We start from the raw sequence: 19077 nt of genomic DNA on the forward strand, positions 1-19077 counted from the left end.
CTCTCGTCGCCGGCGACGAGAGCGCGCTCAGCGAGGAGACCCGGGCCGACTTCCGGGTCTCCGGGCTCACCCACCTGCTCGCCGTCTCCGGCACCAACCTGACCTTGGTGGTCGGGTTCCTGGTCCTGCTCGGCCGCTGGCTCGGGGTGCGCGGGCGCGGGCAGTACCTGGTCGCCGTGCTCGGCATCGCCGGCTTCGTGCTGCTCGCCCGCACCGAGCCCAGTGTGGTGCGGGCGGCGGCGATGGGAGCGGCCGCCCTGATCGGGCTGGCCCACAACGGGACCCAGCGCGGGGTGCGGGCGCTCGGGCTGGCGGTGATCGCGCTGCTGCTGTGGGACCCGTGGCTGGCCACGACCGTCGGCTTCGCGCTCTCGGTGCTGGCCACCGCGGCGATCCTGCTGCTGGCCCCCGGGTGGGCGTCCGCGCTGGGCGGCTGGCTGCCGCGCCCGGTGGCGGAGGCGCTGGCGGTGCCGCTGGCCGCCCAGCTCGCGTGCACGCCGCTGGTCGCCGCGATCTCCGGGCAGGTCAGCCTGGTCGCGGTGCTGGCCAATCTGCTGGCCGCTCCGCTGGTGGCGCCGGCCACCATCCTCGGCCTGCTGGGCGGCGTCCTCGGGTTGGCGTTCGAGCCGCTCGGCGTCGCCGTCTGCTGGCCCGGTGGCTGGTGCGCGGCCGGGATCGTGGCGGTCGCCGAGCTCGGTGCCGCGCTGCCGATGCCCGCCGTCGCGTGGGCGTCGGGCGCGGGTGCGGTGGCGCTGCTCACCGGCGTCTGCGTCGTCCTGGCTGCGCTCGCACCGGCGCTGTTGCCCCGCCGGGCGCTCTGCTGCGCGCTTGCCGCACTGCTGCTCGCGGTGATCGTGGTGCCGATCCCACGCTGGGGCTGGCCGCCGGCGGGCTGGCTGCTGGTGGTCTGCGACGTGGGGCAGGGCGATGCGCTCGTGCTGCATGCCGGCGACGGCGTCGCGGTGGTCGTCGACGCCGGCCCGGACCCGCGTGCCGTCGACCGCTGTCTCGACGACCTGGCGATCACCGAGGTGCCGCTGCTGGTGCTCACCCACGCCCACGCCGACCACGTCGACGGGCTGGCCGGCGTCCGCCGCGGACGGCGGGTCGGCGAGGTCTGGGTCTCGCCGGTCGGGGCGCAGGACGCGGTTGTCGGCGGTCGCGTCGCGGTGGTGGGGGAGAGCCGCCGGATCGGGGCGGTGCGGCTCCAGGTGCTCGGGCCGGTCCTCGCCACCACCGAGCCCAACGACGCCTCGGTGGTCCTGTTGGCCGAGGTCGGCGGCGTGCGGATGCTGCTGACCGGCGACATCGAGCCGCCCGCCCAGCAGGCCCTGGGGCGTCTCCTCGGCCCGCTGCAGGTGGACCTGCTCAAGATTCCGCACCACGGCAGCCGGGCCCAGGAGCTCGACTTCCTGCTCGGTCTGCGGCCCTCGTTGGCGGTGATCTCGGTCGGCGCGGGCAACGACTACGGGCACCCGGCGCCCGAGCTGCTGACGGCGCTGGGTGAGGCGGGGGTGCGGGTCGCACGCACCGATCGCGGCGGAGACATCGCCGTGCGGCGGCGCTCCGGTGTGCTCGAGGTGGTGCGGTGAGTCGGCGGCTCGGCGTAGGCTCGCCTCGATCGTCGGCCCAAGGAGTGCGCGTGTATCTGAAGAGCCTGACCCTGAAGGGGTTCAAGTCCTTCGCCTCCTCGACCACCCTGCAGCTCGAGCCTGGCATCACCTGCATCGTCGGACCGAACGGCTCCGGCAAGTCGAACGTCGTCGACGCCCTCTCCTGGGTGATGGGCGTCCAGGCGGCCAAGTCGCTGCGCGGCGGCAAGATGGAGGACGTCATCTTCGCCGGCTCCTCGGGGCGTCCGCCGCTGGGGCGTGCCGAGGTCGCCCTCACCATCGACAACTCGGACGGCGCGCTGCCGATCGAGTACTCCGAGGTGACGATCAGCCGCACCATGTTCCGCAACGGCGGCTCCGAGTACGCGATCAACGGCAACTCCTGCCGGCTGCTCGACGTCCAGGAGCTGCTCAGCGACTCCGGCATCGGGCGCGAGATGCACGTGATCGTCGGGCAGGGCCAGCTCGACACCATCCTGCACGCCACCCCGGAGGACCGCCGCGGCTTCATCGAGGAGGCGGCCGGCGTCCTCAAGCACCGCAAGCGCAAGGAGAAGGCGCTTCGCAAGCTGGACGCCACCGAGGGCAACCTCAACCGGCTCGGCGACCTGATCTCCGAGATCCGGCGCCAGCTCAAGCCGCTCGGCCGCCAGGCGGAGGTCGCCCGCAAGGCCGCCACCATCCAGGCCGACGTGCGTGACGCCCGGGCCCGGCTGCTCGCCGACGACCTGGTCACCGTGACCACCTCCCTGGAGCAGGAGATGGCCGACGAGAGCGCCCTGGTCCAGCGCCGCGCCGAGGTCGAGGCCGCGATCACCAAGGCCCGCGACAACGAGTCCGCGCTGGAGGCCGCGCTGCGCGAGGATCTGCCCGCGCTCTCGCGTGCCCAGGACACCTGGTTCGGGCTCTCCGGGCTCAAGGAGAGGCTGCGCGGCACCCAGTCGCTGGCCTCCGAGCGGCTGCGCAACGCGCAGAGCGCCCAGGGGCCCGAGGTCGAGAGCGGGCGTGACCCGGAGAAGCTGGAGGCCGAGGCCGAGCGGGTGCTGGCCGACGAGCTGGAGATCAACGCTGAGATCGACCGTCAGCGTGCGGCCCTGGCTGCCGCGGTCGCCGCGCGCAAGGCCGCCGAGGAGGCTGCCGCCGAGGAGGACCGCCGGATCGCCGGGCTGCAGCGGGCCGCGGCCGACCGCCGCGAGGGCCTGGCCCGGCTGCACGGCCAGGTCAACGCCATCAAGTCGCGCGCCGCGGCAGCCGACGAGGAGCTGGGCCGGCTCCGCGCGGCGCGGGCCGAGGCGCTGTCGCGGGCCGAGAAGGCCCAGCAGGACTTCGAGCAGCTGGAGAGCCGAGTGGCAGGGCTCGACGAGGGCGAGGAGGGTCTGGACGCCGAGCACGAGGAGGCGGTCGGCATCCTCGACGAGATCGAGGAACGGCTGGCTGCTGCCCGCGACGAGCTCACTCGGCTGGACCGTGAGCGGGGCGCGCTGGCCGCACGCCGCGACGCGCTGGAGATGAGCCTGACCCGCAAGGACGGCGCGGGCGCGCTGCTCTCCGCCGGCGGCGACCTCTCCGGGCTGCTGGGCTCGGTGGCCGCGCTGCTGAGCGTCGAACCCGGCTACGAGACCGCCGTCGCCGCCGCTCTGGGCACCGCCGCCGATGCGGTGGCGGTGGCCGACTCGGCTGCTGCCGTGCACGCGATGGGGCACCTCAAGAAGGGCGACCTCGGTCGCAGCGATCTGCTGGTCGGCGGTGGCCCCGGTGCGTTGGCGCCAGAAGCCGACTGGCCGGCGCTGAACGGCTCGGCCCGGTACGCGGTCGACGTGGTCACCGCGCCCGCCGAGTTGGGTGGCTCGGTGGCACGGCTGCTGGAGCGGATCGCACTGGTCGACGATCTCGACGGCGCGCGGGCTCTGGTCGGCGCCCACCCCGACCTGGTCGCCGTCACCCGCGACGGCGACCTGCTCGGCAGTCACTTCGCCTCCGGCGGCTCCACCGGAGGGCAGTCGCTGCTGGAGGTCCAGGCCGCTCTCGACGAGACGGTGGCGGCACTCGCCCGCGCCGCCGAGGCCGAGCAGGAACTGCAGGAGTCGAGCGCAGCCCTGGGCGCCGAGCGGTTGGAGGCCCAGAAGCGGGTCGACGACGCGCTGGCCAAGCTGCACGAGTCGGATGCCAACCTCGCCGCCGTCGCCGAGGAGCTGGGCCAGTACGGCTCCCAGGCCCGTGCGGCCAGCGGTGAGGCGGAGCGGCTGACCTCCTCGATCGCCCGGGCCGAGGAGGCGCGGGAGAAGGACTCCTCGGGCCTGGTCGAGCTGGAGCAGCGGTTGGCCACCGCCGAGCAGGCGCCCGACGACGAGCCCGACACCGGCGACCGCGAGCGGTTGGCCGAGGAGTCGCGGGGCGCCCGCCAGGCCGAGATGGACGCGCGGCTCGCGCTGCGCACCTCCGAGGAGCGGGCCCGCGCCCTGCACGGGCGCGCCGACGGCCTGCGCCGCGCGGCTCGCCAGGAGCGCGAGGCCCGGGCCAAGGCCGCGGCCCGCCGCGAGCGGATCGCCCGCGAGGCGGAGGCGGCCCAGGCAGTGGGCGAGGCGGTCGTGGTGGTGCTGGAGCGCCTGGAGGCCTCCGTGCAGCGGGCCGCCGAGGAGCGCGCGGAGATCGAGGCCTCGCGCACCGGGCGCGAGGAGGCGCTGCGCACGGTGCGCACCCAGCTGCGCGACCTCAGCCGTGAGCACGACGAGCTGGTCAACTCCGCGCACCGCGACGAGATGGCACGCGCCCAGCAGCGGATGCGCATCGAGCAGCTCGAGGAGCGCGCGATGGAGGAGCTCGGCCTGGAGATCGACGCCCTGGTCCGTGACTACGGCCCCGAGGTGCCGATCCCGGTGCTGGTCGAGGGCGAGGACGGCCCCGAGGAGGGCGAGCCGATTCCGTTCGTGCGCGAGGAGCAGGCCAAGCGGCTCAAGACGGCCGAGCGCAACCTCAACATGCTCGGCAAGGTGAACCCGCTCGCGCTCGAGGAGTTCTCCGCGATGGAGGAGCGGCACAAGTTCCTCAACGAGCAGCTGGAGGATCTCAAGCGCACCCGTCGCGACCTGCTCGACATCGTCCGCGAGGTCGACATCCGCGTGGAGCAGGTCTTCACCGAGGCCTGGGAGGACGTCAAGGTCGCCTTCGACCACGTCTTCAAGAGGCTCTTCCCGGGAGGGGAGGGGCAGTTGGTGCTGACCAATCCCAGCGACATGCTCAACACCGGGATCGAGGTGGAGGCGCGTCCGGCCGGCAAGAAGGTCAAGCGGCTCTCGCTGCTCTCGGGTGGCGAGCGCTCGCTGGTCGCGGTGGCCTTCCTGGTCTCGCTCTTCAAGGCCCGGCCCTCGCCGTTCTACATCCTCGACGAGGTGGAGGCGGCGCTCGACGACACCAACCTGGGCCGGTTGCTGGAGATCTACGAGGAGCTGCGCGAGAACTCGCAGCTGCTGGTGATCACCCACCAGAAGCGGACCATGGAGGTCGGCGACGCTCTCTACGGCGTCACCATGCGCGGTGACGGCGTCTCCGCGGTGATCAGCCAGCGGTTGAGGGACACCCAACCGGCGTAGTCGCAAACGCCTCCAGTACCTTATTGCAAAACGATTGCAAGAAGGGCTGGGATGATGCGCACCTCGCGTGTGGCCGCTGTGTCGGCTGCTCTCCTGATCACCGGCGGGCTGCTGGCCGCCTGCGGCAGCGACGACGACGGCAGCGTCGGCGGCGCCGATCGCGAGCTGGTGCTCGCCGTCGGCGGTGAGAGCGCGGAGGGCTACGACCCGACGCTGGGCTGGGGCCGCTACGGATCGCCGCTGTTCCAGTCCACGTTGTTGGTGCGCAACGCCGACCTGTCGGTCGGCAACGACCTGGCCACCGGCTACCAGGTGAGCAAGGACGGGCTGACCTGGACCGTCGACCTGCGCACCGACGCCACCTTCACCGACGGCACCCCGGTCACCGCCGAGGACGTCGTCTACACCTTCAGCACCGCCGCGAAGTCCGGCGGCCTCACGGACGTGACCGCGCTCAAGAGCGCCGAGGTCGTCGACGAGGACACCGTCGCGCTGCACCTGAAGCAGCCCCAGAGCACCTTCATCAACCGGCTGATCAGCCTCGGCATCGTGCCCGAGGCCGCGCACGGTGAGGGCTACGCCGCCGCCCCGATCGGCTCGGGGCCGTTCAAGCTGGTGCACTGGGAGCGCGGCCAGCAGCTGATCGTCGAGCGCAACGAGGACTACTACGGCACCGCGCCGAGCTTCGACAAGGTCACCTTCGTCTTCTTCGACTCCGAGGACGCCGCCCTGGCGGCCGCGCAGGCGGGCGAGGTCGACGTCGTCGGCGTTCCGTCCTCGCTGGCCGGCAGCACGGTCCAGGGGATGTCGGTCCAGGCGATCACCTCCGTCGACAACCGCGGCATGTCCCTGCCGACCGTGCCGGCCGAGGGCAAGAAGTCGCCGAGCGGGGCGCCGATCGGCAACGACGTCACCTCGGACGTCGCGGTGCGCCGGGCGATGAACATCGCCGTCGACCGCGAGAAGCTGGTGGACGGCATCCTCGAGGGCTACGGCACCCCGGCCTACGGTCCCGCCGACGCCGCGCCCTGGTTCGCCGAGGAGACGGTGGTCGACGACGCCGACCTCGACGGCGCCAAGAAGCTCCTCGACGAGGCAGGCTGGAAGGACGGCGACGGTGACGGCGTCCGCGAGAAGGACGGCGTCAAGGCAGAGTTCAACCTGCTCTACCCGGCCGGGGACACCCTGCGCCAGGGCCTGGCCCTGAGCCTGGTCGACATGGTCAAGCCGCTCGGCATCACGATCACCACCGCCGGCCGCAGCTGGGAGGAGATCGAGAAGGCGCAGCACACCGACGCCGTCCTCTTCGGCTGGGGCAGCCACGACCCGACCGAGCTCTACAACCTGCTGCACTCCTCCAAGGCCGGCGTGGAGATGTACAACCCCGGCTACTACGCCAACGCCGAGGTGGACGCCGAGCTGGACGCGGCCCAGGCCGCGCGAAGCCAGGACGAGGCGATCGAGCACTGGCAGCAGGCGCAGCGCACCGATGACGTGCCGTGGGTCTGGCTGGTCAACCTGGAGCACACCTACTTCGTGAGCGACTGCCTCGACATCGGCACGCCGTTCATCGAGCCGCACGGTCACGGCTGGCCGATCACCGCTGGTCTCGCGAACTGGAAGCGCACCTGTTGATCCGGTTCTGGTCGGGGCGGGCCGTCCGACTCGCCACCCTGTTGATCGGGGTGGCGGTCGGCACCTTCGCGCTGCTCTCGGCGTCCCCGGTGGACCCGATCGAGGCCTACGTGGGCGCCGACAGCGTCCAGGTCTCGCCGGAGCAGCGCGAGCAGATCGCCGAGCGCTGGGGGCTGGACGATCCGCCCGTCGAGCGGTTCACCGCCTGGGCCGGCCAGGTGCTGCAGGGCAACCTCGGCACCTCGCAGGTCTTCGACGCCCCGGTCACCGAGGTGATCGGGGAGAAGTTCCTCTCCAGCCTCGCGCTGATGGCGGCCGCCTGGGTGATCTCCGGGGTGCTGGGCTTCGCGCTGGGCGTCCTGGCCGGGTCGCGCCCCGGCACCTGGATCGACCGCGGCGTCTCCTGGTGGGCCTACACCCTCGCCTCGGCACCGGTCTTCTGGGTGGGGCTGCTGCTGCTCTACGTCTTCTCGGTCTCGTTGCAGTGGACCCCCGTCTGCTGCGCCGGTCCGGTCGGCGCCCTCCCGGACGAGATCACCCTGATCGAGCGACTGCACCACCTGCTGCTGCCGGCGCTCACCCTGAGCATCGTCGGCGTCGCCCCGGTGATCCTGCACACCCGGCACGCGGTGATCGAGGTGATGGCCAGCGACCAGGTCACCTTCGCCCGCTCGCTGGGGGAGTCGCCCCGTGGCGTGATCGTGCACCGGGTGCTGCGCAACGCGGCGGCCCCGGCGCTGATGCTGCAGTTCGCCTCACTGGGCGAGCTCTTCGGTGGCTCGGTGCTTGCCGAGCAGGTCTTCAACTATCCGGGGCTCGGCCAGGCGATCACCACCGCGGCCCTGCGTCAGGACGTGCCGCTGTTGATGGGGATCTCGCTGGCGATGGCGCTCTTCGTCTTCGCGGGCAACCTGCTCGGCGATCTCGTGCACAGCAAGGTGGACCCGCGGGTCGCCCTGGTCAAGGAGGGCGTGCGATGAGCACCTCCACGCACACCGAGCCCGTTCCCGGGCCCCACCCCGAGCTGGGCGACGGCCGACGACGGCGCACCCTGTGGATCACCGCCGGGCTGGTGCTCTTCCTGGTGGCCGTGGTCGCCGCCAGCTTCTGGGCCGACGGCGTGGCCGGCACCACCTCGCTCGACGATCGGCGCAGCGCCCCGAGCCTGGACGCCTGGTTCGGCACCGACTGGTTGGGCCGCGACGTCTTCGCCCGCACCCTGGTCGGTCTGCGGCTGAGCCTGGTGGTCGGCGTCACCGCCGCCACCGCGTCTGCGCTGATCGCGCTCACCCTCGCGGCGGCGTCCGCGGTCTTCGGACGCTGGGTCGCCGCGGCGGTGAACTGGCTGGTCGACCTCTTCCTCGCGCTGCCGCACCTGGTCCTGCTGATCCTGATCGCCTTCGCGCTCGGCGGCGGCACCAAGGCGGTGGTGATCGCGGTCGCGCTCACCCACTGGCCCGCGCTGACCCGGGTGCTGCAGGCCCAGGCACGCGTGGTGGTGAGCTCGGACTACGTGGCGCTCTCGCGCGGCTTCGGCCGCTCCGGAGGGTTCGTGATGCGCCGGCACGTGGTGCGGCATCTGCTGCCGCACTTCGGGGTCGGACTGGTGCTGCTGTTCCCGCACGCGATCCTGCACGAGGCGGCGCTCTCCTTCCTCGGACTCGGCGTCGACCCGGCGCGTCCCGCCATCGGCATCCTTCTCTCGGAGTCGATGCGCTACCTGTCCAGCGGCATGTGGTGGCTGGCCGTGCTGCCGGGTGTCTGCCTGCTGCTGATCGTGAAGTCCGTGGATGCGATCGGCGACAACGTGCGTCGTCTCAGCGACCCGAGGAGCCACCACCAGTGAGTGTCCTGTTGGAGATCCGTGACCTGTCGGTCTCGTTCCGCCAGTACGACCGCGGACTGCGGCGGCGCACGATCACCCCCGTCGAGGCGATGGACCTGGCCGCCGCTCCCGGCGAGCTGGTCGCGCTGGTGGGGGAGAGCGGCGCCGGCAAGACCCTGCTCGGCGAGGCGGTGCTCGGGATGCTGCCCGGCAACGCGCGGGTGGCCGGCACGGTCAGGTACCGCGGCGAGGAGCTGACCGAGCAGCGACGTCGCGCGCTGGTCGGGCGCGAGCTGGTGATGCTGCCCCAGTCGGTCACCTACCTCGATCCCACCGCCCGGGTCGGGGCCCAGATCGGCCGGGCCCTGCGCCTGGCAGGGCGAGCTCAGGGTCGTGACGAGGTCGTCGCCGCCCTGGCCGCACGCAACCTCGACGCCGAGGTCGCGCGCCGTTACCCGCACGAGCTCTCCGGCGGGATGGCGCGGCGGGTGCTGTTGGCGATGGCGCTGGCCGGATCCCCGGACCTGGTCTTCGCCGACGAGCCGACGCCGGGCCTCGACGAGGACTCCGTGCGGGCGATCTTCGCGGAGCTGCGCGCGATCGCGGACGCCGGCGCAGCGGTGATCGCGGTCTCCCACGACCTCACCCAGGTGGTCGAGGTGGCCGACCGGATGGTGATCTGCCAGGGCGGGCGCACCGTGGAGACGGCGGCGCCGTCCGCGTTCGGGCAGGGTGCCGTGCGTCATCCGTACAGCCGCGCGCTGTGGGCGGCGCTGCCGGCCAACGGCTTCGCCGTCGCCGAGGAGGTCTCGTGATGACGCCGCTGACGTTGAGCGCCGAGGGCGTCTGCTTCACCCACCGTCGCCGAGCGCCGTGGCTGCTGGAGGCCGTCTCCCTGGCTCTGGGGTCGGACGAGGTGGTCGGGCTGCGCGGCCCGTCGGGTGCGGGCAAGACCACGCTGGCGCGGATCCTGGCCGGACTGCTGCGCCCGCAGCGGGGGACGGTCGGCTTCTCCGAACCGCGTAGGCGCGACACGTCGTGTCACCGCGTCCAGCTGGTCACCCAGCATCCGGTGCACGCTATGAACCCACGGTGGCGGATCGCCGACGTGCTGGCCGAGCCGGTCTCGGCGCTCAATGCGAGTGCCGATCGGGAGCAGATCCTCGCCGGACTGGTCGATCCGGGGTGGCTCGATCGCTTCCCGCACGAGGTCAGCGGTGGCCAGCTGCAACGGGTGAACCTGGCCCGTGCCCTGCTCGCCGACCCGGACTTCCTGATCGCCGACGAGATCACCGCCAGCCTCGACGCCGTCACCCAGGCCCGGATCTGGCGGCTGCTGCTGGAGCGCGCACGCGAGCGGGGCATCGGCGTGCTGGTGATCTCGCACGACGATGCGCTGCTCAAGGTGGTCTGCGACCGGGTCCTCGATCTCGGTGACGGCGGCGTCATCTGATTGGATCGACGCCGTGTCCACCGCTGAGCAGCCCACCCGTCCCGCCCGCCCGGTCCGCAGCGACTACGTCGCCTGGCGCACCGCGACCACCCGGTGGCGCGACGACGACGCCTACGGGCACCTGAACAACGCTACCTACTACGAGCTCTTCGACACCGCCGTCAACGCGCACCTGTTCGAGGCGACCGGGACCAACGTGCGGCTGCTGCCGCAGATCGGCGTGGTCGCGGAGACCTCGTGCCGCTACTTCCGCGAGATCGGCTTCCCCGAGCCGATCGAGATGGGCCTGGTCGCCGACAAGGTCGGCACCTCCTCGATCGTCTATCGGATCGGCCTGTTCCAGGGTGACTCCGACGAGGCGGCCGCCGAGGGCCGCTTCGTGCAGGTCTACGTCGACAACGCCCACGGTGCCGGCAACCGCCCGGTGGTGCCGATCCCGGACGTGATCCGGGCCGCGGTCACCCCGCTCCTGCGCACCGGCGCACGCTGAACCTCTGATTGGATTGCCCCATGGACTTCCTGGCTGACTGGCTCTACCTGATCATCGGCATCCTCGTGGTGGGGGTGCTCGCGGTCGCCGGACTGGTGGTGAGCCGCCGTCGCGGTGCGGCGCCGACCGCCCCGGCACCGCGCGAGGTGCCGACCGGTGAGGTGCCGACCCAGATACCCGATCAGGACGTCACCGATCTCGACGCCGGCGCCGCGCCGGCCGTCGAGGCGGAGCCTGCGCCTGCGGCCCCGGTGCTCGACAAGCCGGAGGGCACGCAGAGCCGCCTGGTCCGGCTGCGCCAGCGCCTTGCCGGCTCGCAGGGCGCCCTCGGCAAGGGCCTGCTTGCCCTGCTCTCGCGCGACAAGCTCGACGAGGAGACCTGGGAGGACCTCGAGGACACCCTCCTCACCGCCGACATCGGCGTCGCGCCGACCCAGGAGCTGACCGAGCGGCTGCGCACCCGGCTGCGGGTGGAGGGCTCGACGGCTGCCGACGCGCGCGCGGTGCTGCGCGAGGAGCTGATCAACCTGGTCGACCCGACCATGGACCGCCGCCTCGCCGTCAGCGGTGAGGACGGCAACCCCGGCGTGGTGCTGGTGGTCGGCGTGAACGGCGCCGGCAAGACCACCTCGGTGGGCAAGATCGCCCGGATCCTGGTGGCCGAGGAGAAGCAGGTCGTGCTCGGCGCCGCCGACACCTTCCGTGCCGCCGCCGTCGACCAGTTGCAGACCTGGGGCGAGCGGGTCGGCGTTCCGGTGATCCGTGGCGCCGAGGGCTCCGACCCCGCCAGCGTCGCCTTCGAGGCGGTCAAGCAGGGCGTCGTGGAGAACCGCGACGTGGTGCTCGTGGACACCGCCGGCCGCCTGCAGAACAAGGCCGGCCTGATGGATGAGCTCGGCAAGGTGAAGCGGGTCATCGAGAAGCAGGCCCCGGTCACCGAGGTGCTGCTGGTGCTGGACGCCACCACCGGCCAGAACGGACTGATGCAGGCCCGGGTCTTCTCCGAGGCGGTCAACGTGACCGGCATCGTGCTCACCAAGCTCGACGGCTCCGCCAAGGGCGGGATCGTGGTCGCCGTGCAGCGTGAGCTGGGCGTCCCCGTCAAGCTGGTCGGCCTGGGCGAGGGCCCCGACGACCTGGCCCCGTTCGACGCCGAGGCGTTCGTGGACGCCCTGCTGGGCTGAGCCCCGCCTCCACCGCTCCCGGACGTCATGCGGAGCGAGCACCCGTCTGCTCGCAACGCATGACGTCCGCGGCATTTCCGGGGTGAGCGGGGCGTAACAGACGCGAAACACGCAGCCGGATCATGTTTCCGAAGCGAAACACAGGATCTGTTGACGCGAAATCTCCCTCGACAAAAGTTGGCGTCACCTGAGGGCGAACCGGACTCGACAATGTGGTCGGGCCGGGGAAGCCACTGCCAAATCGTTGGAGGTTCCATGGACGGCTACCACGCCTGGATGCTGATCGCAGCGTCCTTGGTCCTGTTGATGACCGCACCCGGTCTCGCACTGTTCTACGGCGGCATGAGCCGCTCGAAGTCCGTACTGAACATGATGATGATGTCGTTCGGTGCGCTCGGCATCGTCGGCATCGTCTACGTGCTGTGGGGCTGGAACATGTCCTACGGCGACATCTACCCGGACGCCAACGGCGAGTCGGGCAAGGCGATCGGCCAGTTCTTCGCCAACCCGTTCCACAACTTCGGGATCAGCGACCTGGACCCGAGCCTCTACATCTCGGTCGCCTTCCAGATGACCTTCGCGGTGATCACCGCCGCGCTGATCAGCGGTGCCATCGCGGACCGCGTGAAGTTCTCCGCCTGGATGGTCTTCGTGCCGATCTGGGTGACGCTCTCCTACTTCCCCCTCGCTCACATGGTCTGGGGCGGCGGCTTCCTCTCCGGTAGCGCCGACGGCCTGGCCGCCATGGTCTTCGGCACCATCGGCGAGGGCGCCGACAAGGTCGCCGAGATCGCGCCGATCGACTACGCCGGTGGCACCGTGGTGCACATCAACGCCGGTATCGCCGGTCTGATCCTGGCTCTGGTCGTCGGCAAGCGCCTCGGCTTCGGCAAGACCCCGATGAAGCCGCACAACCTGCCGCTCACCATGATCGGCGCCGGTCTGCTCTGGTTCGGTTGGTTCGGATTCAACGTCGGCTCGATCGTCTTCGCCAGCAGCGACCCCGACGAGATGTATGCCCAGTTCGTCTCCGAGACCGGACTGGTCTGGGTCAACACCACCGTCGCCACCTGTGCTGCGATGCTCGGCTGGCTGCTGCTCGAGAAGATCCGCGACGGCAAGGCCACCAGCCTCGGTGCCGCCTCCGGCATCGTCGCCGGTCTGGTCGCGATCACCCCGGCCTGTGGCTCGCTCACCCCGGTCGGCTCGATCATCCTCGGCCTGGTGGCCGGCATGGCTTGTGCGGTGGCCGTCGGCCTGAAGTACCGCTTCGGCTTCGACGACTCGCTCGACGTGATCGGCGTCCACCTGGTCGGTGGTCTGATCGGCACCGTGGGCATCGGCTTCCTCGCCAAGGAGGGCGGCATCTTCTACGGTGATGGTGCCAAGCTCCTGGTCGTGCAGATCGTGGTCGCGGTCTTCGCGATGATCTGGTCGGCGATCGCCACCCTGATCATCGCCCTGGCCATCAAGGCGACCATGGGCTGGAGGATCGACGAGGAGGCCGAGGTCGAGGGCATCGACTTCGTGGAGCACGGCGAGTCGGGCTACGACCTGGCCGGCACCAGCCGCACCGGTCGCGGCAGCATCCTCAGCAAGGACACCGTTTCGGAAGGAGTGTCGGCATGAAGCTGATCACCGCGGTCATCAAGCCGCACAAGTGGGAAGAGGTCCGCGAGGCGCTGGAGACCTTCGGCGTCACCGGGATGACCGTCAGCGAGGTCAGCGGCTACGGGCGGCAGAAGGGCCACACCGAGGTCTACCGCGGGGCCGAGTACGACATCGCGCTGGTCCCCAAGATCCGCCTGGAGATCGTGGTCGACGACGCTGACGCCGACGACATCGTGGGCATCGTCGTGAAGGCCGCACAGACCGGCCGGATCGGTGACGGCAAGGTGTGGGTCAGCTCCGTCGACACCGTGGTCCGGGTCCGCACCGGCGACCGCGACGGCGCGGCGATCTGATCCCAGCACGACCCTCGACCGGCCCGGTCACGACTCGCATGTCGTGGCCGGGCCGGTCGGCCATCTGAACCAGGACAGGGGGCCTGAGATGAGCGCAGCCGAACGAGCAGAACGCACGCAGCTGGCCGACACCGTCTGCCGCGACGCCTACACCGCGAATGGTGGGCCCGACACCGGGATCGCCCTGGTCGCCGTCGGCGGCTACGGGCGTGGCGAGCTGGCACCGTACTCCGACATCGACGTGGTGCTGCTGCATGAGGACGACGTCGAGCCGGGGGCGCTCGCCGAGCAGGTCTGGTACCCGCTCTGGGACGCCGGGCATCGCCTCGACCACTCGGTCCGCTCCTGGAGCGGGGTGCTGGAGATGGCGCAGGCCGATCTCCGCGTGGCGCTCGGGATGCTCGACGCTCGCCACCTGGCGGGGGACCCGAACCTCACCCTGCGACTGCGGACCACCCTGTTGGCCGCCTGGCGCCGCGACGCCAGGCGCCGGCTGCCGGAGCTGCACAAGATGACCGACCAGCGCCACGAGGTGACCGGCGAGCTGGCGCACAGCTCGGTGCCCGACATCAAGGAGGCCGAGGGCGGCATCCGGGACGCCACGGTGCTGAAGGCGCTCGTGGCGACCTGGCTGGTCGACGCCTCGGACCCGGACCTGGAGCGCAGCCGGCAGGCGCTGCTCGACGTCCGCGACCTGGCCCACGAGGTGGCGGGGCGGGCCAGCGACCGGATCGCGCCGGAGCACTGGGAGCCCCTTGCGGAACGGCTGGGTCTCGACTCCGGGCTGGCTGCCCAGGTGCACGTGCGAGAGCTGGGCCGCCGGGTGGCGCACCTGTCGCGGCTCACCTGGCGCCGCGTCGACGCCGTCCTCTCGGGGCCCGCGGTGCGCGGGGTGCGACGTCCGCAGCTGCTGCCGCTGGCGCGCGGCGTGGCCGCCTCCCGGGGCGAGGTGGTGCTCGACGGCAAGGTCGCGCCCGGCGCCGACCCGGTGCTGTTGCTGCGCGCGGCCGCAGCGGCAGCCGAGAACGACCTGGTCCTCTCCCCGGTGACGGCGGCGCGGCTGGCCCGTGAGTGCGCCCCGCTGCCCGACCCATGGCCCGCCGAGGCCCGCGACCTGCTGGTGCGGATGCTCGCCGCCGGCCCTGCGCTGCGGGCCGTCTGGGAGACGTTGGAGGAGACCGGGGCACTGGCGCTGCTGCTGCCCGAGTGGGAGCAGATCCGGCTGCTGCCGCACGCCTCGGTGATCCACCGGTTCACCGTGGACCGGCACGTGGTGGAGACCTGCATCGAGGCGGCAGCGCTGATCCGCCGGGTGGCGCGTCCCGACGTGTTGGTTGTCGCCGCCCTGCTGCACGACATCGGCAAGGGCGAGCTCGGCGAGCACTGCCAGGCCGGCGAGCCGATCGCCCGGAGGATCGCCGCGCGGATCGGCTTCGACGAGGTCGAGGTCGAGCTGATCGCCACCCTGGTGCGCTGGCACCTGCTGCTGGGCGACGTGGCGACCTCCCGTGATCCCGACGACCCGGCCACGGTGGCGGCCGTGCTCGACAAGGTGCCGACCGCGGAGGCGTTGGAGCTGCTGGCCGCGCTCACCCAGGCCGACAGCCTGGCCGCCTCGCCGAAGGCCTGGTCGAGCTGGCGGGCCGCGCTGGTGCGACAGTTGGTCACCCGGTGTCAGCAGGCGCTGCGGGCACGTGCCGCCGAGACCACGCTGCCGCGGCCCCTGCCGCCGCTGGTGGAGGTCCCGGACGCCGTCTGGCGCGATCCGCGTCAGGTCGGCGTCGAGGTGACCCCGACGGAGGACGGCTCGCGGGTGCGGGTGGTCTCGGGTGACCGGGTCGGGCTGCTGGCCGACATCGCCGGGATGCTGGCGGTGCAACGGGTGGCGGTGCGGGCCGCGCGGGCCTGGCCGCAGGACGAGTACGGCGTCTCGGAGTGGTTCACCGCCGTCGAGGACCTGGACGCTCGGGTGCTGCGGGAGCGGCTCCAGGCGATCGTGGACGGCCGGATCGAGGTCAGTGACCGGTTGCGCCGCAGCCTGCCGGACCGCTTGCAGCCGAGCGTCGCGGTGCGTCCCGAGGCCTCGACCAGCGCCACCGTCCTGGAGATCCGCACCGAGGACCGCCCCGGCGTGGTGCATCTGGTCTGTGCGGCCCTGGCCGAGCTCGGCATCTCGGTGCGCTCGGCGCACGTGGCCACCCTCGGCCCGCAGGCGGTCGACGTCTTCTACATGCAGGAGCTCGGCGCCGGCGCCCTCAGCGACGCCCGCTCGGCCTCCGCCGCCCACGCCGTCCGCGCCGCCCTGGTCAACGACGCCGGCTGACCGCCCCTCACGTCGACACCCGCCGGATAGTCCCTGACGTTTTCGTGGTTCTGAGTGCGAAAAACCACGAAAACGTCAGGGACTATCCGCAGGGTTCAGCGGCGGCGGGTGATCCGCGCGGTGTGCGGGGTGCCGTCGGCGCCACGGACGAGCTGGACGCCGCCGGGGGTCGAGGGCAGGTCGCCGTCGGGGGAGGGGACGGTCTCGGAGACCTCGTCGACGTGTTGCAGCTCGAGGCGGGCACGGTGCGCGGCGGGGTGGAATACCTCGTCCATCGCGCCCAGCGGGTTGGCGTGGACGCCGCCGCCCCCGCCCCGGCGCATGTCGCGCTGCACCAGCACCGTGAGCAGCGAGATCACCGCGACGAAGGCGATCACCAGGCTGAACGGCATCCAGAACGGTGCACTGATACCCATGCTGTCCAGACTACGCGTGGGCACCCGGTTAGGCTTGTCCTTCGATCACCCCGTCAGGCCCAGACCGAGGACACCGACTTGTTCGCCACTCTTTCCGACCGGCTCGCCAGCACGTTCAAGAACCTGCGCGGCAAGGGCCGGCTCTCCGAAGCCGACATCGACGCCACCGCACGCGAGATCCGGATCGCGCTGCTCGAGGCCGACGTCGCGCTGCCGGTGGTCAAGGAGTTCGTCGGCGCGATCAAGGAGCGGGCCCGCGGCGAGGAGGTCTCGGGCGCGCTGAACCCGGCGCAGCAGATCGTCAAGATCGTCAACGAGGAGCTCGTCGCGATCCTCGGCGGGGAGACCCGTCGCCTGCGCTACGCCAAGACCGGCCCGACCGTGATCATGCTCGCGGGTCTGCAGGGTGCCGGAAAGACCACCCTCGCGGCGAAGCTGGCGCTGTGGCTCAAGGAGCAGGGCAAGACGCCGATGCTGGTCGCCTGCGACCTCCAGCGTCCCAACGCCGTCAACCAGCTCCAGGTCAACGGTGAGCGGGTCGGCGTTCCGGTCTTCGCTCCCGAGCCGGGCAACGGCGTCGGCAACCCGGTCGAGGTCGCCAAGCAGGGTGTGGCCGAGGCCAAGCGCACGCTGCACGACGTCGTCATCATCGACACCGCCGGCCGCTTGGGCATCGACGCGGAGATGATGGGCCAGGCCCGGATGATCCGCACCGCCACGCAGCCCGACGAAGTGCTCTTCGTGGTCGACGCGATGATCGGTCAGGACGCCGTCAACACCGCGCTGGCCTTCCAGGAGGGCGTCGGCTACGACGGCGTCGTGCTGACCAAGCTGGACGGCGACGCCCGAGGTGGTGCGGCCCTCTCGATCGCCTCGATCACCGGCAAGCCGGTCATGTTCGCCTCCAACGGCGAGAAGATGACCGACTTCGATCTCTTCCACCCGGACCGGATGGCCTCGCGCATCCTCGACATGGGCGACATGCTCACCCTGATCGAGCAGGCCGAGAAGGCGTTCGACCAGGAGGAGGCGCTCAAGGCCGCCGAGAAGCTGACCGGCGGCGGCGACTTCACCCTCACCGACTTCCTCGCCCAGATGCAGCAGATCCGCAAGCTCGGATCGCTCTCCAAGATCATGGGCATGCTGCCCGGCATGGGGCAGTTCCGCGAGCAGCTCGACAACTTCGACGAGCGTGAGATCGACAAGATCCAGGCGATCATCCAGTCGATGACGCCGGCCGAGCGCGACAACCCGAAGATCATCGACGGCTCGCGCCGCCTGCGCATCTCCAAGGGCTCCGGCACCCAGGTCAACGACGTGAACACGCTGGTGGACCGCTTCTTCGACGCGAAGAAGATGATGCAGCAGATGGCCAAGGGCGGCGGCATGCCGGGCATGCCCGGCATGCCGGGTCTCCCCGGTGCCGGCCGTCCGGCGAAGCAGAAGAAGCAGACCGGCAAGAAGAAGCGCACCTCGGGCAACCCGGCCAAGGCCGCCCAGCAGCGCAAGGCCGACGCCCAGAAGGCAGCCTCCACGGGCAGCGCCTTCGGCAACCCGCAGGGCATCGACTACGAGGCGGCCGCCGAGAACCTGCAGCTCCCGAAGGACTTCTCGAAGTTCCTGAAGTAGGGGCCGCCGTACCCAGGCGGCAGCCACGGGTGCGGAAGCGCCCTCGCCTACGGCGCTGCCCGGTCGCGTCCCGCCGAGCCTGTGGACAGGCCCTGCAGCACCTCGTGTCGTGGCCCTAGCATCCATGGCACTCTGTTGTCGTGCCGTAGGAGTGAACCGGCATGGGTGGTCGCCCGAGACATCAACGTGCGGACCTCGAAGCTGTGCTGCGCAGTGCGGAGCGCCAGGGCTGGACGGTGTCGAAGGGCACGTACTTCAAGATGAAGTGTCCCTGCCCAACCAAGCACATGAAGACAGTGCATCTGTCGCCGTCGTCGTCGAACTACCTGAAGAGTCTTGTGGGACAGTTGAGACGGGCAACGTGTTGGAGAGAGGAGTAGCTGTGGATGCCTTCTACCTGGAGATCGCCATGCGAGTCAGTGGCGGCGCAGAGGGCCTCGAGCAGTACTTGGACCACGTCCTCGAGCAGCTCCTCGTCGACGATCGGGCGACAGACCCCGACTACGTCGCGTCGCTCGCAGACGGCCGCGTGGAATTCGCGCTCACGGTGACTGCACCGGATCAGGGCGAGGCTCTGGCTGAGGCGATCGAGATCGTGCACACCGCGCTTCGCGCTGCCGAGGCGGAAGGCCCCGGTTGGGAGTCTCGTTTCCAGGAGACCCAGTCGTTGGTCCGCTCCGCGGTGGCATGAGCGCGAAGCGCCGTACCCCCGGCACCGTCCTGGTCGTGGACGCCGCCAACGTGGTGGGCACCCGGCCGGACGGCTGGTGGAAGGACCGCGCCGGCGCGGCGCGGCGGCTGCACGAGCAGCTGCTGATGGGCGACACCCCGCACGACGAGATCGTGCTGGTGCTCGAAGGCGGCGCCAAGGCGGGCGTGCGGGCCGGACGTGACCAGCACGTCCGGACCGTGCACGCCGCCCGGGACGGCGACTCGGAGATCGAGCGCCAGACCG

At 71.4% G+C, this 19077-nt stretch carries 16 protein-coding genes; 15 read left to right on the forward strand and 1 reads right to left on the reverse strand.

Going from position 1 to position 19077, the window contains the following annotated elements; translation table 11 throughout:
* From ABD151_RS04305 to ABD151_RS04360, 12 genes are all read left to right on the forward strand, one after another.
* On the forward strand, positions 1–1592 hold a 1592-nt coding region (locus ABD151_RS04305), incomplete at its 5' end, for a ComEC/Rec2 family competence protein (protein WP_343991702.1).
* A gap of 50 nt (positions 1593–1642) precedes the next feature.
* Positions 1643–5203, forward strand: coding sequence for a chromosome segregation protein SMC (gene smc, locus ABD151_RS04310; RefSeq protein ID WP_343991704.1), 3561 nt, complete (start codon positions 1643–1645; stop codon positions 5201–5203).
* Positions 5204–5257: 54 nt separating this feature from the next.
* Positions 5258–6838 (forward strand): ABC transporter substrate-binding protein, encoded by a 1581-nt coding sequence (locus tag ABD151_RS04315; RefSeq protein WP_343991705.1) that lies wholly within the window; start codon positions 5258–5260, stop codon positions 6836–6838.
* On the forward strand, positions 6835–7818 hold the full coding sequence (locus tag ABD151_RS04320; protein WP_343991707.1) for an ABC transporter permease: 984 nt from the start codon (positions 6835–6837) through the stop codon (positions 7816–7818). Before ABD151_RS04315 ends, ABD151_RS04320 begins: the two co-directional genes overlap by 4 nt.
* Positions 7815–8684, forward strand: coding sequence for an ABC transporter permease (locus tag ABD151_RS04325; protein ID WP_343991709.1), 870 nt, complete (start codon positions 7815–7817; stop codon positions 8682–8684). The genes ABD151_RS04320 and ABD151_RS04325 overlap by 4 nt, the downstream gene beginning before the upstream one ends.
* Complete coding sequence (locus tag ABD151_RS04330; RefSeq protein ID WP_343991710.1) at positions 8681–9478, forward strand: ATP-binding cassette domain-containing protein; 798 nt, start codon at positions 8681–8683, stop codon at positions 9476–9478. The genes ABD151_RS04325 and ABD151_RS04330 overlap by 4 nt, the downstream gene beginning before the upstream one ends.
* A complete protein-coding gene (locus tag ABD151_RS04335) occupies positions 9478–10116 on the forward strand; it encodes an ABC transporter ATP-binding protein (protein ID WP_343991711.1) in 639 nt (212 codons plus the stop codon). The genes ABD151_RS04330 and ABD151_RS04335 overlap by 1 nt, the downstream gene beginning before the upstream one ends.
* A 13-nt stretch (positions 10117–10129) precedes the next feature.
* Entirely contained in the window at positions 10130–10606 is a 477-nt protein-coding gene (locus tag ABD151_RS04340) for an acyl-CoA thioesterase (protein WP_343991712.1), read from the forward strand.
* 20 nt (positions 10607–10626) lie between these two features.
* Positions 10627–11790 carry a signal recognition particle-docking protein FtsY gene (gene ftsY, locus ABD151_RS04345; RefSeq protein ID WP_343991713.1) on the forward strand — a complete coding sequence of 388 codons (1164 nt, stop codon included), beginning with the start codon at positions 10627–10629 and terminating at the stop codon, positions 11788–11790.
* A gap of 255 nt (positions 11791–12045) precedes the next feature.
* Positions 12046–13419 carry an ammonium transporter gene (locus ABD151_RS04350; protein WP_343991714.1) on the forward strand — a complete coding sequence of 458 codons (1374 nt, stop codon included), beginning with the start codon at positions 12046–12048 and terminating at the stop codon, positions 13417–13419.
* Entirely contained in the window at positions 13416–13754 is a 339-nt protein-coding gene (locus tag ABD151_RS04355) for a P-II family nitrogen regulator (RefSeq protein ID WP_343991716.1), read from the forward strand. The genes ABD151_RS04350 and ABD151_RS04355 overlap by 4 nt, the downstream gene beginning before the upstream one ends.
* 88 nt (positions 13755–13842) lie before the next feature.
* Positions 13843–16077: a [protein-PII] uridylyltransferase gene (locus tag ABD151_RS04360; RefSeq protein ID WP_343991718.1), complete on the forward strand. Its 2235-nt coding sequence runs from the start codon at positions 13843–13845 to the stop codon at positions 16075–16077.
* A gap of 95 nt (positions 16078–16172) precedes the next feature.
* On the opposite strand, the gene ABD151_RS04365 is transcribed toward ABD151_RS04360, so the two are convergent.
* Entirely contained in the window at positions 16173–16493 is a 321-nt protein-coding gene (locus ABD151_RS04365) for a hypothetical protein (RefSeq protein WP_343991719.1), read from the reverse strand.
* Positions 16494–16571: 78 nt separating this feature from the next.
* Here ABD151_RS04365 and ffh point away from each other — a divergent pair, with 78 nt between their 5' ends.
* The 3 genes from ffh to ABD151_RS04380 form a co-directional block, all read left to right on the forward strand.
* Positions 16572–18122 (forward strand): signal recognition particle protein, encoded by a 1551-nt coding sequence (gene ffh / locus ABD151_RS04370; RefSeq protein WP_343991720.1) that lies wholly within the window; start codon positions 16572–16574, stop codon positions 18120–18122.
* A gap of 382 nt (positions 18123–18504) precedes the next feature.
* Positions 18505–18813, forward strand: coding sequence for a hypothetical protein (locus ABD151_RS04375; protein WP_343991721.1), 309 nt, complete (start codon positions 18505–18507; stop codon positions 18811–18813).
* A partial coding sequence (locus tag ABD151_RS04380; protein ID WP_343991722.1) for a hypothetical protein occupies positions 18810–19077 on the forward strand: 268 nt, incomplete at its 3' end. The genes ABD151_RS04375 and ABD151_RS04380, both read left to right, overlap by 4 nt.

The sequence above is a fragment of the Nocardioides dubius genome (assembly GCF_039528155.1).
Lineage (GTDB): Bacteria > Actinomycetota > Actinomycetes > Propionibacteriales > Nocardioidaceae > Nocardioides > Nocardioides dubius.

Bases quoted from the DNA above. Each gene is read 5' to 3' on its own strand.
- ABD151_RS04315 (WP_343991705.1), top strand. From the start codon at position 5,258: ATGCGCACCTCGCGTGTGGCCGCTGTGTCGGCTGCTCTCCTGATCACC.
- ABD151_RS04325 (WP_343991709.1), top strand. From the start codon at position 7,815: ATGAGCACCTCCACGCACACCGAGCCCGTTCCCGGGCCCCACCCCGAG.
- ABD151_RS04335 (WP_343991711.1), top strand. From the start codon at position 9,478: ATGACGCCGCTGACGTTGAGCGCCGAGGGCGTCTGCTTCACCCACCGT.
- ftsY (WP_343991713.1), top strand. From the start codon at position 10,627: ATGGACTTCCTGGCTGACTGGCTCTACCTGATCATCGGCATCCTCGTG.
- ABD151_RS04350 (WP_343991714.1), top strand. From the start codon at position 12,046: ATGGACGGCTACCACGCCTGGATGCTGATCGCAGCGTCCTTGGTCCTG.
- ABD151_RS04355 (WP_343991716.1), top strand. From the start codon at position 13,416: ATGAAGCTGATCACCGCGGTCATCAAGCCGCACAAGTGGGAAGAGGTC.
- ABD151_RS04360 (WP_343991718.1), top strand. From the start codon at position 13,843: ATGAGCGCAGCCGAACGAGCAGAACGCACGCAGCTGGCCGACACCGTC.
- ABD151_RS04365 (WP_343991719.1), bottom strand. From the start codon at position 16,493: ATGGGTATCAGTGCACCGTTCTGGATGCCGTTCAGCCTGGTGATCGCC.